The sequence below is a fragment of the uncultured Rhodospira sp. genome (assembly GCF_937138205.1).
GTDB lineage: Bacteria > Pseudomonadota > Alphaproteobacteria > Rhodospirillales > Rhodospirillaceae > Rhodospira.
This window is the reverse complement of the sequence record NZ_CAKZOT010000043.1, coordinates 1-20,395: the sequence shown is the minus strand read 5'-3', so window position 1 is coordinate 20,395 and position 20,395 is coordinate 1. Positions and strand designations below refer to the sequence as shown.

Here is a 20,395-nt window from a genome sequence, read left to right as displayed (position 1 = left end):
CATAATTCTGAGTTATCGCCCAACCCCCTGCTCGCCTACCCCACCTCCGCCCACACCCGCACGCACTGGTCCACGTCCGCCTCGGTGGTTGACCATCCCAGGCTGAGGCGCACCGCGCGGCTGGCGGCGGCGTCGTCCAGGCCCATGGCGCGCAGCACGTGCGACGGGGTCACCTTGCCTGACGAGCAGGCCGCCCCCGCGCTCACCGACACGCCGGTCAGGTCGAGTCGCATCAGCAGCATGGGGGCATAAATCCGGGGGTGGCCGAGGCAGGTGGTGTTGGGCAGGCGCGCGACGGCGGCGCCGTGGATCACGGCCTCGGGGCAGGCGGCCCGCAACCCGGCCTCCAGCCGGTCGCGCAGGAGGGCGAGTCGCGCCGCCTCGGCCGCGCCGGCCTCGGCCACCGCCCGCGCGGCGGCGCCGAACCCCGCCACCCCCACCATGGCCTCAGTGCCGGCCCGCCGGCCGCGTTCCTGCCCACCGCCACGCACCAGCGGCGCCAGCGTCAGGCCGTCGGCCACCACCAGCGCCCCCACGCCGGCCGGGCCGCCCAGCTTGTGCGCCGACAGGGTCATCAGGTCCACGCCGAGCGCGTCCGGAGACACCTCCCCCACCCGCCCCGGCGCCTGCACGGCGTCGCAATGCACGCGCCAGCCGGCGGCGCGGGCCAGCCGCGCGGCCTCGCCCACCGGCTGCAGCACCCCGGTCTCGTTGTTCGCCAGCATGAGGGAGAGCAGGCCCGGCCCCGGCGCGGCGGTCAGCGCGCGCTCCAGCGCCGCCAGGTCGAGCACCCCGGCGGCGTCCACCGGCAGCCGGCTCGTCTCGGGCACCCAGGCCAGCACGGAGTCGTGCTCCACGGCCGAGCACAGGCGCGGCCCGTCGCCCAGCCCGGTCAGGGCCAGCGCGTTGGCCTCGGAACCGCCGCCAGTGAACACGACGCGGCCCGGCGCCACGCCGACCAGGGCGGCCACCGCCTCGCGCGCGTCCTCGATCAGGGCGCGGGCGCGGCGGCCGTGGGAATGCACGGAAGAAGGGTTGCCGGTGACGTCCAGCGCCGCGCGCATGGCCTCGGCGGCCTCGGGCCGCAGCGGGGCCGAGGCGTTGTGATCCAGGTAGACGGCGGCGGGCGGCACCACGGGGGACGGCCTGGCCTGGGCGACCCGACTACTGGGCGGCCGAGGACTCGAACCCCTGGATCAGGCCGCTGGTGCCCAGAACCCGGCGCTCGGTGACGTCTTCCAGCGAGATCGAACTGAGGTACAGATAGATCTGGTTGGCCAGCTCTTCCCACAGGTCGTGCGTCAGACAGCGCCCCTTGTTGTTGTGACAGCCGGCCGGCGTGCCCGGCGAGCAGCGCGTGGTCTGGATCGGCTCATCCACCGAAAGGATGATGTCGGAGATGCGGATATCCGCGCCGGGGCGCGACAGCATGTATCCGCCGCCCGGGCCGCGCACGCTCTTGACCAGCCCGCCTTTGCGCAGGCGGCCGAACAGCTGCTCCAGGTACGACAACGAGATCTCCTGGCGCTCGGCGATGTCCGCCAACGCCACCGGCCGGTTCTGCGAGTGAACCGCCAAATCGGCCATCGCCATCACCGCATAACGGCCCTTGGTGCTGAGCCTCAACCCTCTCTCTCCTTCTGCCTGGATGGCCGGCCCACGCGCCGCCATCCCTTGCCTCTGACACCTTGCCTCTGATCACGGTGCCGGACCGCGCCCCTATCCCCCGGCGACCCGGCGCTCACGCGCGGCAGGATCGGCGGCGGACTCGCTACCGCCGTCGAGCCGCAGCGGAATTGTTGGATGATGGTCGTCGTCGTCCGGCGCGGTGCCACGTGTCCCGATCTCGATGCGGTCCGGGTCCCTCGACTCGGCCAACTGGCGCTCCAGCTCGTCGACGCGGGCCATCAGCCGGCCCATCCGGTCGGTCAGGCCGGTAATGGCCCGGGCCACCGGGTCGGTGATTCCGTCGGTCGGCGTGCCATAGGCCTGGAACTCGCAGTGGTGTTCGGCGTCGACGCGGTCGCGCCGCACGACGCGGGCGGGGATGCCGACCACGGTGGCGCCGGATGGAACGTCGGACAGCACCACGGCATTGGCGCCCACGCGGGCCTCCGGGCCGATGGTGATGGGGCCAAGCACCTGCCCCCCCGAGCCGACGATGACGCCGTCGCTCAGGGTGGGGTGGCGCTTGCCGTTGTGCAGGGACGTGCCGCCCAGGGTGACCCCGTGATACAGGGTGACGTCATCGCCAACCTCAGCCGTCTCGCCGATCACCACGCCGGTCGCGTGGTCGATGAACAGCCGCCGGCCCAGCGTCGCCCCGGGATGGATCTCCACCCCCGTGAAAACCTTGGCGATGTGCGAGATCAGGCGCGGCAGGAACCGCCAGCCGCGTTGCCACAGCGGGTGCGACAGGCGGTGGAACAGCACGGCGTGCAGACCGGGATAACAGAACAGAACCTCCGGAGCGGACCGCGCGGCGGGGTCCTTCTCCAGGATCGTCCTGATGTCTTCCCTGAGTCTGGCGAACGGCATGGCGCTTGAAATCCTCGCGGTGACTCGTGCTAAGGTGCTGCCGGGCTTGCGCCCCCAGCTCACCCCGCCGGCCAAACAAGTCCCAGGCCGCTCCCGGGACCGTCACCCGGCCGTCGGCCGCCCGGAGCCCCCGGATCCTCACGATCCCCTCAGACCCCCTGAGGTCCGGCGATCCGGGCACTGGTGCCCTGCCTGCACCATATGGCGGACGGTTTCGTTGCGTCCAGTCTGTCTAGTGCGTCCAGTCTGCGTAGCCCGCCACTTCCGTCCGGCACCGGACGGCGCCTCGGGAGGAGTGTATGGTATCCGAGAAACCCGGTCAAGAAACGGCCCGCACCGGACTCCAAAGACTTTTCTCCCCGCTGGCCCCGGACGGCGCCGAAGCCGTTGCAACTGCAATGAACGTTCGCAGCCACCCGGGGCGCCACCGGGCGTCCGAGGCGACGCCGCAACCGCCAGAGCGATACCCGAGTCCGATGCCCGCAATTTCTAGTTAAATCGATCCCCGCCGTGGGCCGTGGCCCTGGTCCCCTCTTGAGACGGAATGTTCCGCATCCCATGCCCGACGTTATCTTCAACGGCCCCGAGGGCCGCCTGGAAGGCCGCTATCATCACAGCAGGGTTCCCAACGGTCCGATCGCGCTGGTACTGCATCCGCACCCGCAGCAGGGCGGCACCATGAACAACAAGGTGGTCTATACGTTGCACCATGTGTTCTCGCGGCGCGGCTTCTCGGTCATGCGGTTCAACTTCCGGGGGGTGGGGCGCTCGCAGGGCGACTTCGACAATGGCCAGGGCGAGTTGTCCGACGCCGCCGCCGCGCTCGACTGGCTGCAGGCGGTCAACCCCGACGCCGGCCATTGCTGGGTGGCCGGGTTTTCCTTCGGCGCCTGGATCGGAATGCAGCTTCTGATGCGCCGGCCGGAGATCAGCGGCTTCGTCGCCGTCGCGCCGCCCGCCAACCGGTACGACTTCACGTTCCTGGCCCCGTGCCCCTCCTCGGGACTGATCGTGCACGGCGACAAGGACGAGATCGTGCCGGACGCCTCGGTCGCCAAGCTGGCGGCCAAGCTATCGGCGCAGAAGACCATCACGGTCGACCACGCCGTGGTGCCGGGCGCCAACCACTTCTTCGCCGATCACCTTGAGGCGCTGGGCGAGACCGTCGACACCTACCTTGGCGCCAACATGGACCGCATCCGGCCGGGCTGACTACACCCGCTCCGACACCCAGATCGCCAACCGCGAGTTGGCTTTGACGAAGGCATACAGCAGCGGATAGGCGGGCGCCTGCTCCGCGCCGTTGCGCAGGCCGATGTCGCGGTGTTCCAGTTCCTCGTCGCGGAAGCGCAGCACCGTCTCGCGCAGGTCGGCCTCGTCGTCGGCCATGGCGTCGGCCTGGGCTTGGTAGTGTTTCTCGATGGCCTCTTCGACGGCCACCGTGCAGGCCATGGCACCCTTTTCTCCCAGCAACGCCGAGCCGGCACCGAGCGCGAAGCCCAGGGCGTGCCAGACCGGCGCCATCGCGGTGGGGCGCACGCGGCGCTGGCGCACAAGGTCGTTGAAGGTGTCCAGGTGCACCTGCTCCTGGTCGCGCATGTGGCGCAGGGCCGCCGCGTTCGCGGTGCGATTGCCGAGAACGGCCATCTGGCCTTCGTAGATGCGGACGGCGCCGTATTCGCCGGCCTGGTCGACCCGGATCATCCGCTCCAGGGTTTCGCGCGAGGTCCGGTCGCCCGGCAGGCGACGGCGGACCCGCGTGCGGCGGGAGGGGCCGGCGCCGACGGATCGGGCGTCGTCGTTGGTGGCGTCATCGTTGGTGGCGGGGGGCGTGGTGTCGGTCATGACTCCCTCCAAAGCGCGCGGCGGCCGGCGGCCCACAGGCCCAGGACCGCCAGACCCATCGATCCAATCATATTGTATCCGGCCAAGGAAATGCCAACAAACGACCACGGGATGGCGTCGCACGGCACCACCTCCGGCGCCTCCAGGGCGCGCCGCAACGCGGTCAGGTCGGTTGAAAGGTCGGGCGGCGCCGCCGCGTCGCCGCCGCACTGGGCGGTGCCCGCCCACCAGTGCTGTTCGACGCCGACGTGGTATCCGGCCAGCACCGCGCCGGCCACGAACACCAGGGCTACCATCACCGTCAGGCGCCGCGCCCAGGCGGCCGGCACGCGCGGCCACAGGGCCAGCGCGGCCAGCGGCACGGCCACGGCCGGCGGGATCCGCTGGTACAGGCACAGGATGCAAGGGGCGATGCCCATGACGTGCTCGATGACCAGCGCCCCCAGCAACAGGACCAGACTGGCGACGAGAAACAGGAGCGGGACGACGCGAGGACGGCGGGATGTCATCTGCGGAACGGTATCCGTGGCGGGTGTGTTGGCGGGCATGGGCAGGATATGAGCCTTTCCGCCGCGGCGGCGCAAGGGCGCGCCGCGCGAGGGCCAGGCCCGGTCCGGTTCCCCGAAGGGCAGGCCAAGAGCCCCGCCAGAAGAGTCTTAAGTTTGCCTTAAGACAAGGGCTGTTGGCGCTCGGACCCACCTATGACCAATGCAGGGTGTCTCGTTCTTTCGTTTCGGTTGACGAAAGACTGGACGTGTGCGACATCGTTCGTTCACAAATCGCCCGGCCCGCGTCGGGCGGCGCGCCGCTGTTTTTTGCTTCAAGTTTGCGACGCCGAAGAGGGGGGACCGGATCAATGGGCACGTCTTTCAGCAAAACAATGTCGGTTCTGGCCGTCTTGCTGGCACTGGCCGTCGTGGCGAACCTCGTCGGCGCCTTGCTGGCCCCGGGCGCGATCCCGGCCCTCGTCTCGACGGTGCTGATCCTCGCCGCCGCCGTGCTGGCCTGGCGGGCGAACAAGGCGGCGCGGGAGACGTTTCACTGGTACGAAGGCATCCTCGACAGCGTGCCGTTGCCGCTGTCGGTGACCGACTCCGACATGCGGTGGACGTTCGTCAACAAGGTGGTCGAGGACATGCTCGGCAAGAAACGGTCGGAGCTACGTGGGATGCAATGCCACAACTGGGGCGCCAACATCTGCCAGACCGAGAACTGCGGCGTGGCCTGCCTGCGGCGGGGCCAGCAGAAGACCAAATTCAACCAGTGGAACATGGACTTCACCGTAGACACGCACTACCTGACGGACCTCAACAACAATCGCATCGGCCACATCGAGGTGGTGCAGGACGTGACCACCAAGCTTGCGCTCGACGCCTTGATGGAGCGCATCGCCGGCTACGCGCGGTCCATTTCCTCATCCGCGTCCACGCTGTCGGAGGCGGCCACCCGAATCGCCGGAACGACCGAACAAACCTCGTCGCAGGCCCAGTCCCTGGCCGCCGCGATGGAGGAAACCACACGCATGATCACCGGCGTCGCCAGCGCGGCCGAGCAGGTGTCCACCAACCTGGACGGCATCGCCGCCGCCATGGAGGAGACCAACCGATCCATCGACAGCATCTCCGACAACACCCAGAACGGCACCCGCCTGGCCACCGAGGCGTCGCACGAGGCGGACCAGGCCACCACGATCATGAAGGAACTGGGCGCGTCGGCCGCCAAGACCAGCGAGGTCACGAACGTCATCAAGGACATCGCCGCGCAGACCAACCTGCTGGCGCTGAACGCCACCATCGAGGCGGCGCGCGCCGGAGACGCCGGCAAGGGCTTCGCGGTGGTCGCCGGCGAGGTCAAGACCCTGGCCAATCAAAGCGCCACCTCGGCGGACCAGATCGTCGCTCAAATCAGCGGAATGCAGGCCATTAGCGACAAGGCGGTGGCGGCGATCGACACCGTCAACGGCATCATCGCCACGGTCTCCAACGCCGTGAACGACATCAGTTCCATGGTCTCGCAGCAGAAGTCAGTCATCACCGAGGTGGCCACCAACCTGTCCCAGGCCAGCCAGGGCAGCAGCGGCTCGGCCGAGAGCATTCACCAAGCCTCGACCACCGTCCAGGACATGGCGTCCGGCATTCAGCAGATCAGCGACTCCGTTCAGACCAACACCGCCGCGATGGCCAACGTCCAGACCTCGATCAACGAGCTGGCGCGGATCGCCGCGGACCTGGAAGGCGTCATCCAGTCGCACAAGGTCTCGCAGAAAGAGGCGGCGTAGGGCGCCCTTGGGCACGGCGCCCTGGACACGACGGCGGCAAAGGCTTGATGGTCTGGGGCACCGACACCCGCTCCCCTGCCGTTTGGGATCCGTCCGCCATGACCACGCTTGTCGAACGCCTGCAACGCCGCGAATCCACCTCGGCGAAGGACCTGACGCACCCCGGCCCCACCGACGACGAACTGGCCGAGGTGCTGCGCGCGGCGGTGGCCGTGCCGGAACACGGCGCCATCCGCCCGTGGCGGTTCCTCGTGGTGCGCGAGCCCGGGCAGCGCCGCCTGAGCGAGGCCTTCGTCGCCGACCTGCTGGCCGAAACCCCCGATGCTCCCGAGGAGGAGATCGCCAAGCGCCGCGACGGACCCTTGCGCTCGCCGCTGCTGCTGGTGGTCACGGTCTCGCCCCGCGCCCACCCCAAGGTGCCCGAGGTCGAGCAGGTGGTCAGCGGCGGCCTGTGCGCCTACGTCATCCAGGCGTGTTTCCACGACATGGGCTACGGCGCCGTCTGGGTCACGGGCAAGCCGGCCTACAGCGCCCGCGTCAAGGCCGAACTGGGCCTGGAGGCCACCGATCACATCGTCGGCTTCGTCCATGTCGGCACGCGCGCCCCGGAGGCCGACGGTCGGCGCAAGTCCCGCCCCGACCCGGCGGGGTTCGTCAGGTTTTGGCCTGGCGCGTAACGCCGCACCGCCATCAGGTCGAACCTTGCGCCGCCATCACGCATTCTTGACGCGAGCAATTGACCCTCATTTCGTGTGTCAGCGCGGCGACTCTCTCAAGAATTATTGACGCGCCCACTTGAAATCCTTATGGTTTAATAGCGTCGGGGCATCGGCCTGTTTTGGCCGCACCCCATGCGTGATGCGCACGAACAGGATCTGCCCTCGCTTTGACTGTTTGGATCGTTTTCGAGTCCCGTTTTGGAGGGTCCAATGCCTTTACAGGTCAAACGGCTACCTGAGGCGCTGAAATGGTCACAAGCGGCATGTACGCATGTCTTGAAAACAAAAAAGATGGATGGCGCGAACTGGGACCAATATAGCTCGGCTGCCCGCAGTTGGGAACACTGTGTCGGACGGTTCGGACGATCCGCAAGAAGATGCGAACCGTTGAAGACCGAGGTGGATAAATGTGTATATGATGTGGTCCGCCCGAAAATACAGGTTTTTTTGCGAGGCTCAACAACAGGTATGCTCCAAAGAATCAGGTTCATGGCAGAGACTGCCGCGAAAAATAGCTGCGGAAACTGCGGCGAATTTTCTGCAGTCGCCTTTATTTATTTATACGATAAGGGGGTCAGGCCTATCGACTGGATGTCGCTAACCGGCGGGGATCATGCTTTCGTTGTGATTGGGCGAGCGGCTGGAGACGCGAACGACGTCGATCAATGGGGGAGCATTGCGGCAGTGTGCGACCCATGGGGTCAGGGGTTTCGAGGGGGAGACAAAAAAACAGGCACTTACCCGGGCACAAAATTCAAAACACAAATGGGCGGCTTGGTCAGCTTCACTGGGGTCAAGTCAATCCACAGAGAGGCATGAATTTTTTTGATTAGCGCTCGAGTCTCCCTTCAATGCGCTCTACCAAGTCCCTTGCCGACGTGACATCTTCCGCCGTGGGCGTGTAGCTTTCATCGATTGCCCCATCCACAATGCGTACGAATGATCCCGGCGTCAACTCGGAGGCCCACCCTGTGTTCTGGGCGGCCTGTAAGGGAGCCCTGAGAGCCGCCGCGGATGTCTGGCTATATATGTAGGTGCTGTTATCTTTGACATGAATGAAGACGCCGCCCGATCCGAGGACAATCTCGGCATCCAATGTCGAAATGAGGAAGTCCCGTTTTCTTTTCTGCTGTGGCCTTGAAATTGCCACCACAAGAACACCACTATTGACATTGAAGTAGAAGCTGTTGCTGACGCCGGGGGTGGCGAAGTCCATCGGAAGCCCGCCAATGTCCGCGTCAGCATCCGCGCCAAGCCGAAGCGTTGTTGAACCGTCGCGAACAAGGAAATACCCCTCCTGGCCGACGCGGGCCAGAACTTCGGACGCGTCCTGTACGGTTTCTATATCACCACCGGTCTCTAGTGACGCACCGTCTTTCAAAGGGAGACCATTGAAGGTAACTCCGCCTTGAATGGAAACAACGTCCATATCCGTCTCGCCATTGATCATGTGTGCCCTTTCCGCGCGGCCGGATCCCGACGCCACGGTCGCAAGGATGACAAAAAAAATCGCGACAAGTCTGCCGAGCTTCCGGTCGGGCCTCTGAGGCCACCTGAGACGCATCCCTTCGCTCCGGCATTTTTGTGGCGAATGAAGCCCGGGGCTCAGGCCAATGTCACCTTCTCAACCGCCGCATCGCGGGGCTGTCTGCCTCGGGCCACACAGCAGGACCATTTCACCCGCCTCGAGTCGCAATCGACCGGATCTGAAGCCCGAAAAGGCACCCAACGCCTTCCGCGTTTCCTGATCCAGCCAATACCATGACACGGGACGTCATGGCAACACAACCTCACCGATCGATGATGCCCAACCTGACCATTCGTATCAGAAAATCAGACAGTTAAGAAACGCGATGCAGGGTGCCGGGAGGCCTGGGGCGCCGCCGGGCGCGATCGCGTCGAAGACCGTCGCGTGACAAACATGGCAACCTTGCATTGGTGTGGCGCGTTCCCGGTGCGCAAATCGTCGCCACGGTGGCGCGGACTCTGATTTGTTTGGACCCTGCTCGGCGCTGGACCTAGACTCCCGCGCGGCTCGCGCGGGTTCGGGACCGGCGGGCGCATCGAACCAAAAGGAACGGACCCTTGAAGACCCTGCAAGACCTGCTGGCGCGACGCATCTATCTCGGCGTGACCGGGCTGTCGCGGGCCGGCAAGACCGTGTTCGTGACATCCCTGCTGCACAACCTGCTGCGCGCCGATCCGACGGCCGAGGAAAGCCCGTTGCGCGGCTTCGACCCGTTCGACGAGGGGCGGCTGGTGGGCGCCATGCTGCGCCACGACGCCAACGCGACCGTGCCCGAGTTTCCCTACCGCAGGGCCGTCGATGCCCTGACCGGCGAGTCGCCGCAGTGGCCGGAGCCGACACGCGGCATCTCGCGCATCCGCGTCGACATCCGGTTCAAGCGGGCGGAGGGCCTGGGCGCCAACGCGGCGGCCCAGTTCGGCATGACCGACGCCACCCTACAGCTTGAGATCGTCGACTATCCCGGCGAGTGGCTGGTCGACCTGCCCATGCTGGGCCAGGACTTCGAGGCTTGGTCGGCGGCCATGGTCGCCCAGGCGACGCGCGGCAGCCGCGCCGAGCTGGCGCGCGATTGGCTGGCCTTCGTCAGTGCCCGCGCTCCCGGCGCCGACCACGACGAGGAATGGGCCGAGCAGGCGGCAGCGCTGTACACCGACTATCTGCGCGCCTGCTCCGAGGCGCGCCTGCGCTACCTGCAGCCGGGCCGGTTCCTGCATCCGGCGGACCTGAAGGGTGCGTCGGTGCTGCGCTTCTGCCCGCTGCCCAACCTGGGCACCAAGGCGCCGCCGGGCAGCCTGCACACGGCCTTTCGGGCCAAGTTCCAGGACTACCAGACGAAGGTCGTGCGGGCCTTCTTCCGCAAGCATTTCGCCGGCCTGGACCGCCAGATCGTGCTGGTGGACACGCTGACCGCCCTCAACGACGGCCAGGAAGCCTTCGACGACATGAGCGAGGCCCTGGCCAACATCCTGGAGAGCTTCCGCCACGGCAAGAACAGCCTGCTGGGCTGGCTGATGGGCCGGCGCATCTCGCGCGTGCTGTTCGCCGCCACCAAGGCCGACCACGTCATCCGGGGCGACCGCCTGCACCTGGAAAACCTGACGCGGCGCATGTTGCACGTGCTGGACGAGAAGAACGCCATCAAGACCGCCGCCGATATCGACGTCTCGTCCCTGGCCGCCGTGCGGGCCACGCGCGACACCCGGCGCAGCGACAACGGCCGCGAGATCCTGCTCGGCCGCCGCCCCGGCGACACCGAGGACACGCCGCTGGAGCCCGGCGCCATCCCGCTGGACTTCCCGCCCGACTGGGCCGCGTTGAACTATCGCTATTGGGACTTCCAGCCGCGTCCGGACCCGGGCTGGCGCCACGGCGGCTTTCCCACCCTCAGGATGCCGGAGATCATGAACTTCCTGATCGGGGAGGACCTGCGATGAACGACCGCCGTCCGCCGCTCAAGGGCGCGCCGCGCCAGGGATCCCAGAAGGCCGAGCCGCCACCCCGCCAGCCGGGCGTGATCGACCCGGCCCTGGTGGCACCGCGCGAACCCTCCCGCCCCGATCCCCGCCTGGCGGCCGAGGCCGAGGCCTCCACGGCGGCGTTCGAGACGACGCAACAGGCGCGCGACGCCGGGTCGTCGGCCCCGGTGGCGGCGACGTCCGCCGACGAGGTCGCCGCGCCACCGCCGGAGCGCCCCTCGCGCTGGGGCCGCGTCGTGTGGCTGTTCGTGATCACGGCCGCCGCGTTCCTGCTGTACGACACCGGTCGCGCCCTGGTGGACATCTGGTCCGGCGACTGGATCGGCGGCGCCGCGCTGACGGCCCTGGTCGTCGCCTTCGCCACCGCGCTGATCTCCGCCACGATGATCGAACTGCGCGCCATCCGCCGGCTGGGCGAGGTCGGCCGCTTCCGCGCGGCGTTGGCGCAATCGCTGCAGCACGATTCCGCCGCCCGCCTGCGCCGCACCCTGCAGCCGATGCTGTCGATGGTGGGCGCGCGCCGGCCGGAGCTGGTGAAGGCGTTCGGCCAGCGCACCCAGGGCCTGACCGAGAACGACGCGATCATGAAGCAGTTCCGAAGCGCCGTGCTGGCCCCCCTGGACCAGGAGGCGCGCCGCGTCGTGCGCGCCAACTCGCTGGCGGTGATGGGGGCAACGGCGGTGGCGCCGCACCCGGCGCTGGACGTGGCGATCGTGCTGTGGCGCAGCACCGTCATGGTGCGCCGGATCGCCGAGGTCTACGGCCTGCGGCCGAGCGGCATGGCCACCCTGGTCCTGACCAAGCAGGTCGTGGTCAGCGCGGCCATCGCCGTGGCCGCCGATCCCACCGGCGACATCGTCGCCAACACCCTGGGCGGTGGGCTGGCCGAGAAGATCTCGGCGCGCTTCGCCGAGGGCTCGATCTCCGGCATCCGCGCCATGCGCCTGGGCGCCAGGGCCATCGAGACCTGCCGCCCGCTGCCGTTCGAGCCGGACGAGCGCAAGGGGATGTGGCACACCCTGACGCAGGGGTAGGACGGCGCGGGCCGTCCAGCTTTCGTCACCAGTCCGCGAGCCTGCGAGACACGTCCACCGTTCGGGCGCCACGCGCGGGGTGAAAGGTCAGGGTCCGCGAACCCCGGTCGAACTCGGCGAGGTAGGCCGGTATCCAGGTGCCGTCTTTCACCAGCGGCAGGATATCCGGCTCCGTCTTGTATCCGGCGAACCGCCGGGCGGAGAACAGGCTGACGCTGTAGGTCTCCGCCCAGTCGGGATGCGGCCGAAAGCAGGTGTCGGCATCGTGAACGAAGGCCAGCACACCTGTCGTGTCGAGGTTCCGCTCTGCGGGCCAGACCAGGAACACCCGCGCGTTCCGATCATCAAGGCGCACGACAGCGTCCCGTCCGTAGGCCTCCTCGAGACAGGGAATGATGTCGGCCGCGTTCAGCCTGTCGCAGCCGACCCCCAGCAGCCAGAGAAACGGCAGCGCGGCGGCGATGGCGCGGATCGGTGTCACGGGCGGGCTCCTCTTTGAACTGGTCGAATTTCCAGCGCCTCGGCTTCTTTTCTGACAGGTCCCCGAATTTTATATCCTTGAGCTTTTCCGTTTTTTCACCGGGATGACAGCCGGAAGGGTGCCTTGGTAAAATGTGAAGGTCGTGTCGTCGTCAGTCTTGCCGGCCTTGACGTCAATGATGACGCGGGTGTGGCCCATGCCGGTTTTCCACTTGCTCATGAGGAAATCGCGTGCTGGGCTTTCTGCCCGCAAAGACACAACCGGCGGGTGAGGCCGTCTCATCCGCCGGTCGGCTGTTCGTGGAACACGGGGTGGCCATGGCCACGATGTCGGGTGTCAATGACCGCGGCTGTCAGCCGACAATGTCGACCTCGGCGAAGAAGTAGGCGATTTCCTTGGCCGCGTTCTCCGGCGAATCGGAGCCATGCACCGAGTTGGCCTCGATCGACTCGGCGAAGTCCTTGCGGATGGTGCCGGCGTCGGCGTTGGCCGGGTTGGTCGCGCCCATGATCTCGCGGTTCAGGGCAACGGCGTTCTCGCCTTCCAGCACCTGCACCACCACGGGGCCGGAGCACATGAAGCCCACCAGGGAGCCGAAGAACGAGCGCTCCTTGTGGACGGCGTAGAAGCCCTCCGCCTGCTCCTGGGTAAGGCGGACGCGCCGCTGCGCGACGATGCGCAGGCCGCGCTCCTCGAAGCGGGCGTTGATGGCGCCGGTCAGGTTGCGGCGGGTGGCGTCGGGCTTGATGATCGAAAGCGTGCGTTCGATGGCCATCGGGGTTTCCTGCTGTGTCTGAGGGCGGTGAGGCGGACCGGGGTGGACTGTGCGGCGCGCGATCGCACCCGACGGACGGAAACGGCTCCCGCCCGGGCGCGCGCCTTATAATCCCTTGGGCGCGTGATGGCAACGGGGCGGATGCTGTGCCGAAAGGAATGAGCCCAATGCGCTGGCCAGGACCGGGGGCGCCACAGCCGAACCACTGTGGACGCGACATTCGAACACAGAGCCACGCTTGACGCCGGGCAGGCACTGTGCCACTTAGGAATTGGAGGCTCGGTCCTGCTGAAAGCCCTGCGTGGTGATCGGTGGGAGCATTGCCTCCTTTTTCGTTTCAGGAGCGGCTTTCGAAAGGGTCCGGTACGAAGACGATGCCGTATGACCGAAAGGTCTGCCCGTTCCGAAATCCGTCGCCTTCCCACTGTAGGCGTCGCAGTTTTGGCCCAAACTCCGAGGCAATATCATCGCGTTGCTTCAAATCCCCCCACAAGGGGACGCGGAATCCCCAGTTAATCGTATAAAGACAGATATCGGCCGCTTGAACGGCATATGTCATGTCAGAGGATACAAAGAGGGGAGCGGGAACAATCCAGTAAGTCCTGTTGCGACCTGTCGCAGTTCGCGTGAAATAAGCCTCCATCCGAGAAACGAATTTCTTGTCGAGTTTCTTTTCTGTCTCATCCATTACAATAAGGCCATGGTCTTTTTTATTTTCAAGAAAATAATAAAAACGCTCAAATAGGAAGACGTGGTCTTTGCGCAGGTAGTCCGCATATTCAAGGTTTCTAGGCGGCTTGACGCCTCTCCGAATCGCAGACGCAAACACCTTTGCTTCGTGACTAAGGAGCAGATCAAAAACCCCGCGAGCCATCTCAATGCAAGCTTGCCCATAGGCGGCGAACTCACTGCTCGTCGGTCTTTCTTTGTTTTGCCCTTTTTGCAGGAATTGTTGGGCGTGTTTCCGGCGTTCGGCGGCCGGCATCGGCGGCGTTTGCCTGCTCCAGCGAATTCGATCCTTGTCGAGAAGTTTGTGCCCTTTCGCTTCCTTGCCGACGGTTCGCAGATCAACCCCAAAAGCATCCCGCTCAAGGCGCTGCCATCCCTGGATGAAGCTCCAAAGCTTGCTGATGTGCAGAGCCACGCCACCCCTGACCTCAAGGGGTGTCGTTTTATGATCGTGACCGCTCTCGTCGATGAAAAAGAGCCAACTCATACCCCCGCTTACCAAGTGGTGCGGCTCTCAGCAAGCGGCACGGGCCGTCCGGCTCACTCATTGCGCAGGTGTGGCGCGGCCGACGCACTCAGCGCCCGCCAGGTGCCCACATACCCCGCCGCCAGCGTCAGCAGCACGCAGGCCACCAGGGTCGCCAGCACCACATCCGGCAGGAACACCCACGCGCCCCGCATGACGAACACCACCACGGCCCAGGCCCCGGCGGTGCCGACCCCGGCGGCGATCAGCCCCGTGGCCAGTCCGAGCAGGCCGTATTCCAGCAGATACCCGCGCAGCAACGCCCCGCGCGTCGCCCCCACCACCTTCAGCACCACCGATTCATAAACCCGCCGCGCGTGCCCGGCGGCGAAGGCCCCGGCCAGCACCAGCGCCCCGGCCACCAGGGTCACCGCCGCCGCCGCCGTGATGGCCCGGGCCGCCGTCTCCAGAATCCCGCGCACGCTTTGCAGGGCGCTCTTGACGCGAATGGCCGAGACGTTGGGGTAGGCGTCGGTCACCGCGCGCTCCAGCGCCGCCTCGTGGGCGTCGTCCACCCGCACGGTGGCGATCCAGGTGCGCGGCGCCCCGGCCAGGGCGTTCGGCGACACCATGAAGGTGAAGTTGATGCGCAGCGAGCCCCAGTCGACCTTGCGCGTGTTGGCCAGTTCGCCGGTGATCTCGCGGCCGAGGATGTTGACCGTCAGCGTCTCGCCGATCTCCAGGCCGAAGCCGTCGGCCAGATCCTCGGGCAGCGAGAACAGCGGCGGCCCGTCGTAGCCCGCCGGCCACCAGTCGCCCCGAACGATGGTCGCGTTCTCGGGCGGCGCGTCCCCGGTGGTGAAACCCCGGTCGCCGCGCAGCGCCCAGCGGGCGTCCGGATGCACCTCCGCCTCGGCCGCCGGCACCCCGTCAAGGCGCGTAATCCGCCCGCGCACCATGTCGGCGAACTGCGTGCGACCAACCCCCTCGGCCTCCGCCAGCACGGCCTTGAAGCCCTCCAACTGGTGCGGCTGGATGTCGATGAAGAAGTACGACGGGGCCTCGCGCGGCAGGCGGTCGTCGATCTGGCGCGCCAGGTTGCCCTGGATCAGGGCGACGATCACCAGCACCGACAGCCCCAGCCCCAGCGACAGCACAACCGAGGCGGTGGCCGATCCCGGCCGGTGCAGGTTGGCCAGCGCCAGCCGCAGGCCCGGCCGGCCACGGGCCAGCCGCGCCGAGCGGCGGGCCAGCAGGCGCACGCCCAATGCCGCCAGCCCGAACAGCCCCAGCGCCCCGGCCGCGCCGGCCACGAACACGGCGGCGAAGCGGCGGTCCTCGGCGCCCAGCACGGTCACCGCCACCAGCGCCGCCAGCGCCGCCACCAGCAGCGCCAGATAACGCCGCCGGGGCCAGCGGCCGGCCGCCGCCAGCGCGCCCTGAAAGATCGCCAACGCCGGGATGTCGCGCGCCCGCGCCAGCGGCCAGACGGCGAAGACCAGCGCCACCAGCGCGCCGCTCACCAGCGCCAGCATCGCCGGTTCGGGATAGACCGCCACCCGCGCCCGCACCGGCAGCCACGCCCCGAACAGCGCCTCGGCCACGAACGGCGCGGCGATCCCGGCGGCCAGCCCGATGGCCACGCCCAGCAGGGCCAGCCCGCTGATCTGGATCAGGTAGACACGGAAGATCACGCCGGCCGGCGCCCCCAGGCACTTCAGCGTGGCGATGGTGGTCAGCCGCCCCTGAAGATACGCCCGGGTGGCGTTGGCCACGCCGATGCCGCCCACCAGCAGCGCCGTCAGCCCCACCAGGGTCAGGTAGAGCGTCAGGTTCTCCAGGAACACCGTCAGGCCGGGCGCCGCTTGGTCGGTGCCGCGCAGACGCCAACCGGCCTCGGGGAACGCCTCGGTCAGGCGGGCGCGGATCGCCTCGGGCGGCACACCCTTGTCGGCGCGCAGCATCGTGTCATGGGTCACCAGACTACCCGGCTGGATCAAACCGGTGGCCGGCAGCGCCTCGTGGTGGATCATCAGGCGCGGGCCGAGAGAAAAGAGGCTCGCCACCCGGTCCGGCTCGCGGGCGATGGTGTCGCGCAGGACAACGGTCGCGTCGCCGACCCGGACGCGATCGCCCACCGACAGCCCCAGGCGGGACAACAGGTTCGGATCCGCCACCGCGCCCCAGGTGCCATCGCGCCGCGCCAGCGCGTCGACCAGGGACCCGCCGCCGGTCAGGTCCATTGTCCCGTAGAGGGGATAGGCGTCGTCCACCGCCTTCAGCTCGACCAGCGCCCGCCCGCCTTCCTCGTCGGGGACGATGGCCATGGCCCGCATGTCGACGGTGCGGGCGACCGTGGCGATCTCCCGCATCAGGGCCATCTGCTCGGCGTTCGGCGGCTGGTAGCGCCGCTCCACCTCCAGATCACCGCCCAGCAGCGCCTGGGCGTCGGCCTCCAGACCGGCGTGGATGGCTCGGGTCATGGACCCGGCGGCGGCCATGGCGAACACGCCCAAGGCCAGACAGGCGACCAGAACGCGAAAGCCCGACAGGCCGCCGCGCATCTCGCGCAGGGCCAGCCGGAGGGAGAGGGGAATGGCGTGGGGCATGGGCGAGTCACCGCGACGCAGCGGACAGGATGGAGATGAACCTTCGATGTGGGGGCGCGCCACCGGGTCCTGTAGGGCCGGCTGGGCCATCCAGCAGGCCAAGACGGTTGATCAGGCATCGTCCGGCTGGGAGCGGTCGATCCCCGGCGGGGCATCTCCGTTTGACGCGACCTTCAAGACCGCCAGGACCGACCGCAGCGACACCACGAACGCCCCGGCGCCAATCACAACGCAGCCGACGCCAACACTCGCGGTTTCCACGGAAACATCACCAAACGTGATGATGCTGGAGGCGGCATCTCCGGCCAACGCCACTAGGGCCAAGCCGATGCCTCCGAACCCCAGGCCGACGACCGCGTTGACGAGGCCAAGGATGAAGGCCAGCCGGATGGTCTGGTGGCGTGTCTTGTGGTCCTCCAGCACCCGGATGCGCTCCAGGTCGATGAAGTCCTTGGGCACCACCTCGGTCGGCCGGGTCGGGCGCAACAGGTTGGGGAACATCCGGCCCGCCTGTTTTTGGTGTCTTCGGAGGCGTGAGCCTGCATGGCGCGGGGGAGTCGGGCAAGCCCTTTCTTGCCCGTCACCCGTGCGCGACGACCCGGTCCTCCCCCGACGATACTCGCTCCCGCTGCCCGGTGCGCGCCACCCGGACCAGCGCTGGCAGGACGAGCTTGCTGTAGGTCTTGGCGTCCTCGTTGACGGCGGCGATGTCGTTGCCTTTGCGGGCCTCCTCGACCACCGCCTCGAAGAACGACAGGGCGTTGTTGAACAACTCCTTGCGGGTGTCGAAGCCGCACACCTCCATGAGGTGATCGAGTTCCGACAGCCGCTCGGGCGAAAGGTCGAACTGAACGCGAGTCTTGGTCATGATGTGTCTTCCAGCACAAGAGCGCCCTGACAGGCAGCGCGGACAAGGCTAATAATTGGAGGGAAATCGGAGTACCGCAAGAGGGTTTTCGCGAAAACAGCGGTGCAAAGCGCCATGCCGGGCGCGGCGCCCTTTGGGCCAAATGGCAAACGTCTCTCGGGTCATGCCCTCACGCCGCCGCCTCGCGGGCCGAGCGGTCCTCGGCGATGCGGCCGTCGGCGATGCGCACGATGCGGTCGCAGCGCCCGGCCAGCGCCAGATCGTGGGTGATGAGCATCAGCGTCGTCTTCTGCTCGTCGTGCCGGCGGAACAGCAGGTCCATGACCAGCCGGCCGGTCTCCCCGTCCAGGTTGCCGGTGGGTTCGTCGGCCAGCAGAAGGCGCGGACCGGGCGCGAAGGCGCGGGCCAGGGCCACCCGTTGCTGCTCGCCGCCGGAGAGCTGGCCCGGGTAGTGCCCCAGGCGGTGGCCCAGCCCGACGGCCTCCAACTGCGCCCTTGCGACGTCAAAGGCATCGCGGCGGCCGGCGAACTCCAGCGGCACGGCCACGTTCTCCTCGGCCGTCATGGTGGGGATGAGGTGGAAGCCCTGGAAGACAACCCCCACATGATCGCGACGAAAGCGGGCCAGGGCGTCCTCGTCCAGCGCGTTCAGGTCGTGGCCGGCGACCTGCGCCGTGCCCGCCGTCGGCCGTTGCAGGCCGGCGACGACCATCAGCAGGCTGGATTTGCCGGCGCCGGACGGCCCCACGAGGCCCACGGCCTGCCCCTGGGGCACGTCCAGGTCGACGCCGCGCAGGATGTTGACCGCGCCGGCCGGACCCGTCAGGGTCAGGTCGAGGCCGCGCAGGCGGAGGATCGGCGGGGCCGTCTGGGAGTCCGTCATGAGCTTGGCACGCCTTTGGTTTTGGAGGACACGGCCCGCATATGGGCATCGGTCCCGCTGGTTCAAAGCGCTCCCGGCGGCGCTGGCACTCGCGCTGGTCGCACCCGCCCCGGCCTGGGCCGAGGATCCGCGCCTGCTGGTGCTGGGCGACAGCCTGACCGCCGGCTACAACCTGCCCCAGGACAAGGCGTTTCCGGTGCAGTTGGAAGCCGCGTTGCGGGAGGCGGGCCACGCCGTCACGGTGCTCAACGCCGGGGCTTCCGGCGACACCACGGCCGGCGGGCTGGCGCGGCTGGACTGGGTGCTGGCCGAGGAGCCCGACGCCGCCATCGTTGCTCTGGGCGGCAACGACGGCCTGCGCGGGCTCGACCCCGAGCAGACGCGCGAGAACCTGACGGCCATCGTCCGCCGCCTGAAATCAGAGGAAATCCAGGTGCTGATCGCCGGCATGAAGGCGCCGCCCAACCTGGGGCGCGACTACGGCGAGGCCTTCAACGCCGTCTTCCCCGAGGTCGCCGAACGCACGGCGGTTCTGTTCTACCCGTTCTTCCTGGAGGGCGTGGCGGCCGACCCGGCGCTCAACCAAGCGGACGGAATCCATCCCACGGCCGAGGGCGTGGCGGTGATGGTGGACAATATCCTGCCAAAGGTCGAAGAGCTTCTGCACAAGGCCGACCCATGCGGCTGTTCATCGGACTAGAGCCCCCAGAGCCCCTGCGCGCCGAACTGGCGGCGCTGGCCATCGGTCTGCCCGGCGCGCGCTGGGTGGAGGCCGACAACCTGCATCTGACGCTGCGCTTCATCGGCGACGTGAACCGGGCCGAGGCCGAGGACCTGGACGCCGAACTGGCCAGCCTGCGCGCGCCGCCGGCGCCGGTGCGGCTGCAGGGCATCGGCACCTTCGGCCAGGGCAGGCGGGTGCACGCAGTGTGGGTGGGGGCGGATAAGGACCCGGCCCTGGTGCGCCTGCACGAGGCGGTGGAGGGCGCCGTGATGCGCGCCGGCTTCCCGAAGGAGACGCGCAAGTTCCTGCCGCACGTCACGCTGGCGCGGCTGAAGAACCCCGACCGGGCGCGGCTGGAGGGGTTCATCGGCGCCCACAACGCGCGCGCCTTTCCGCCCTTCACCGCCGAGGAGGTCGTGCTCTACCAGAGCCACCTGACCCGCGACGGTGCGCAATACGAGGTGATGGAGCGGTACGGGCTGGGGTCGTAGGGACACCATGGTCCCAGGTCACCGCCAACGGTCGCGCGGGTCGACGAGCCGGCTGGCGCCCACCGCTCGGACGCCACCCCCACAACATCACGCCCGATCGCCGTCCCGCATCGACCGCACCAGATCGGCGGAGGCTTCGGCCTGCGGCGGCAGCGTCGCCGTCACGGCCCGAAGCCTGGCGGCATCAATCGGCTGGCGTGGGTTCGCCGCGGCCGTCAGTCGAGCCACCGGCTTGCCACGCCGGGTGATGTCGATGGACTCGCCCGCCTCGACGCGGTCGATCAGTGCGCTCAGATGTGCCTTGGCATCCGCCAGAGTGATCGCGCCCATACCCATCCTCCTGACCATCTCCATGGTCATATAGAGCATCGGCAGGCGCGGGTCGAGTGCGGGCGGGGCAGGGCAATCGGGTGAATTAGGGCGTGACAACGCGCGAAAGTTCTGAATCGAT

At 67.9% G+C, this 20,395-nt stretch carries 23 protein-coding genes; 8 read left to right on the top strand and 15 right to left on the bottom strand.

The genetic code is table 11. The features are described 5' to 3' along the window. Positions 1–35: 35 nt before the first annotated feature. The 3 genes from Q0309_RS05050 to cysE all read right to left on the bottom strand — a co-directional run bounded on the left by Q0309_RS05050 (position 36) and on the right by cysE (position 2,538). Positions 36–1,136: a cysteine desulfurase family protein gene (locus Q0309_RS05050; RefSeq protein ID WP_366940563.1), complete on the bottom strand. Its 1,101-nt coding sequence runs from the start codon at positions 1,134–1,136 to the stop codon at positions 36–38. A 28-nt stretch (positions 1,137–1,164) separates the two neighbouring features. After that, positions 1,165–1,626, bottom strand: coding sequence for an Rrf2 family transcriptional regulator (locus Q0309_RS05045; protein WP_299438111.1), 462 nt, complete (start codon positions 1,624–1,626; stop codon positions 1,165–1,167). Between the two features lie 93 nt (positions 1,627–1,719). After that, positions 1,720–2,538 carry a serine O-acetyltransferase gene (cysE, locus tag Q0309_RS05040; RefSeq protein WP_299438109.1) on the bottom strand — a complete coding sequence of 273 codons (819 nt, stop codon included), beginning with the start codon at positions 2,536–2,538 and terminating at the stop codon, positions 1,720–1,722. 558 nt (positions 2,539–3,096) lie between these two features. Between cysE and Q0309_RS05035 the strand changes: the two genes are divergently transcribed. Next, positions 3,097–3,750 carry an alpha/beta hydrolase gene (locus Q0309_RS05035; RefSeq protein ID WP_299438107.1) on the top strand — a complete coding sequence of 218 codons (654 nt, stop codon included), beginning with the start codon at positions 3,097–3,099 and terminating at the stop codon, positions 3,748–3,750. On the opposite strand, the gene Q0309_RS05030 is transcribed toward Q0309_RS05035, so the two are convergent. Together Q0309_RS05030 and Q0309_RS05025 are read right to left on the bottom strand one after the other, a co-directional pair. Continuing rightward, the gene (locus Q0309_RS05030; protein ID WP_299438105.1) at positions 3,751–4,383 is read right to left on the bottom strand and encodes a demethoxyubiquinone hydroxylase family protein; all 633 of its coding nucleotides are present in this window, start codon (positions 4,381–4,383) and stop codon (positions 3,751–3,753) included. Next, positions 4,380–4,892 carry a disulfide bond formation protein B gene (locus Q0309_RS05025; RefSeq protein ID WP_299438103.1) on the bottom strand — a complete coding sequence of 171 codons (513 nt, stop codon included), beginning with the start codon at positions 4,890–4,892 and terminating at the stop codon, positions 4,380–4,382. The genes Q0309_RS05030 and Q0309_RS05025 overlap by 4 nt, the downstream gene beginning before the upstream one ends. A gap of 347 nt (positions 4,893–5,239) precedes the next feature. Here Q0309_RS05025 and Q0309_RS05020 point away from each other — a divergent pair, with 347 nt between their 5' ends. The 3 genes from Q0309_RS05020 to Q0309_RS05010 all read left to right on the top strand — a co-directional run bounded on the left by Q0309_RS05020 (position 5,240) and on the right by Q0309_RS05010 (position 8,199). Continuing rightward, complete coding sequence (locus tag Q0309_RS05020) at positions 5,240–6,661, top strand: methyl-accepting chemotaxis protein (RefSeq protein WP_299438101.1); 1,422 nt, start codon at positions 5,240–5,242, stop codon at positions 6,659–6,661. Positions 6,662–6,759: 98 nt separating this feature from the next. Continuing rightward, positions 6,760–7,338 carry a nitroreductase gene (locus Q0309_RS05015; RefSeq protein WP_299438099.1) on the top strand — a complete coding sequence of 193 codons (579 nt, stop codon included), beginning with the start codon at positions 6,760–6,762 and terminating at the stop codon, positions 7,336–7,338. Between the two features lie 531 nt (positions 7,339–7,869). Continuing rightward, a complete protein-coding gene (locus Q0309_RS05010) occupies positions 7,870–8,199 on the top strand; it encodes a hypothetical protein (protein ID WP_299438096.1) in 330 nt (109 codons plus the stop codon). A gap of 10 nt (positions 8,200–8,209) precedes the next feature. Here the strand turns inward: Q0309_RS05010 and Q0309_RS05005 are convergent, their stop codons facing one another. After that, positions 8,210–8,830: a hypothetical protein gene (locus Q0309_RS05005; protein WP_299438094.1), complete on the bottom strand. Its 621-nt coding sequence runs from the start codon at positions 8,828–8,830 to the stop codon at positions 8,210–8,212. A gap of 635 nt (positions 8,831–9,465) precedes the next feature. On the opposite strand from Q0309_RS05005, the gene Q0309_RS05000 reads away from it, so the two are divergent. Both Q0309_RS05000 and Q0309_RS04995 read left to right on the top strand, forming a co-directional pair. Then, on the top strand, positions 9,466–10,842 hold the full coding sequence (locus Q0309_RS05000; RefSeq protein WP_299438092.1) for a YcjX family protein: 1,377 nt from the start codon (positions 9,466–9,468) through the stop codon (positions 10,840–10,842). Further along, complete coding sequence (locus Q0309_RS04995; RefSeq protein ID WP_299438090.1) at positions 10,839–11,918, top strand: TIGR01620 family protein; 1,080 nt, start codon at positions 10,839–10,841, stop codon at positions 11,916–11,918. Before Q0309_RS05000 ends, Q0309_RS04995 begins: the two co-directional genes overlap by 4 nt. Before the next feature lie 25 nt (positions 11,919–11,943). On the opposite strand, the gene Q0309_RS04990 is transcribed toward Q0309_RS04995, so the two are convergent. From Q0309_RS04990 to Q0309_RS04955, 8 genes are all read right to left on the bottom strand, one after another. Next, positions 11,944–12,399, bottom strand: a complete 456-nt coding sequence (locus tag Q0309_RS04990; RefSeq protein WP_299438088.1) for a hypothetical protein — start codon at positions 12,397–12,399, stop codon at positions 11,944–11,946. Positions 12,400–12,468: 69 nt separating this feature from the next. Further along, positions 12,469–12,618, bottom strand: coding sequence for a hypothetical protein (locus Q0309_RS04985; RefSeq protein ID WP_299438086.1), 150 nt, complete (start codon positions 12,616–12,618; stop codon positions 12,469–12,471). A 133-nt stretch (positions 12,619–12,751) separates the two neighbouring features. Next, the gene (gene ndk / locus Q0309_RS04980; protein WP_299438084.1) at positions 12,752–13,174 is read right to left on the bottom strand and encodes a nucleoside-diphosphate kinase; all 423 of its coding nucleotides are present in this window, start codon (positions 13,172–13,174) and stop codon (positions 12,752–12,754) included. Between the two features lie 337 nt (positions 13,175–13,511). Further along, positions 13,512–14,390: a DUF3800 domain-containing protein gene (locus Q0309_RS04975; protein ID WP_299438082.1), complete on the bottom strand. Its 879-nt coding sequence runs from the start codon at positions 14,388–14,390 to the stop codon at positions 13,512–13,514. 53 nt (positions 14,391–14,443) lie between these two features. Further along, positions 14,444–16,978, bottom strand: a complete 2,535-nt coding sequence (locus Q0309_RS04970; RefSeq protein WP_299438080.1) for an FtsX-like permease family protein — start codon at positions 16,976–16,978, stop codon at positions 14,444–14,446. Between the two features lie 111 nt (positions 16,979–17,089). Beyond that, positions 17,090–17,479: a hypothetical protein gene (locus Q0309_RS04965; RefSeq protein WP_299438078.1), complete on the bottom strand. Its 390-nt coding sequence runs from the start codon at positions 17,477–17,479 to the stop codon at positions 17,090–17,092. Between the two features lie 79 nt (positions 17,480–17,558). Next, the gene (locus tag Q0309_RS04960; RefSeq protein ID WP_299438076.1) at positions 17,559–17,846 is read right to left on the bottom strand and encodes a hypothetical protein; all 288 of its coding nucleotides are present in this window, start codon (positions 17,844–17,846) and stop codon (positions 17,559–17,561) included. A 169-nt stretch (positions 17,847–18,015) separates the two neighbouring features. Further along, entirely contained in the window at positions 18,016–18,729 is a 714-nt protein-coding gene (locus tag Q0309_RS04955) for an ABC transporter ATP-binding protein (protein ID WP_299438074.1), read from the bottom strand. Here Q0309_RS04955 and Q0309_RS04950 point away from each other — a divergent pair. Together Q0309_RS04950 and thpR are read left to right on the top strand one after the other, a co-directional pair. After that, positions 18,728–19,429 (top strand): arylesterase, encoded by a 702-nt coding sequence (locus tag Q0309_RS04950; RefSeq protein WP_299438072.1) that lies wholly within the window; start codon positions 18,728–18,730, stop codon positions 19,427–19,429. The two genes, Q0309_RS04955 and Q0309_RS04950, sit on opposite strands and share 2 nt — an antisense overlap. Then, the gene (thpR, locus tag Q0309_RS04945) at positions 19,408–19,944 is read left to right on the top strand and encodes an RNA 2',3'-cyclic phosphodiesterase (protein ID WP_299438070.1); all 537 of its coding nucleotides are present in this window, start codon (positions 19,408–19,410) and stop codon (positions 19,942–19,944) included. Before Q0309_RS04950 ends, thpR begins: the two co-directional genes overlap by 22 nt. A gap of 87 nt (positions 19,945–20,031) precedes the next feature. On the opposite strand, the gene Q0309_RS04940 is transcribed toward thpR, so the two are convergent. Continuing rightward, positions 20,032–20,395 (bottom strand): type II toxin-antitoxin system Phd/YefM family antitoxin (locus Q0309_RS04940; RefSeq protein WP_299438068.1); only part of this gene is annotated, 364 nt, incomplete at its 5' end.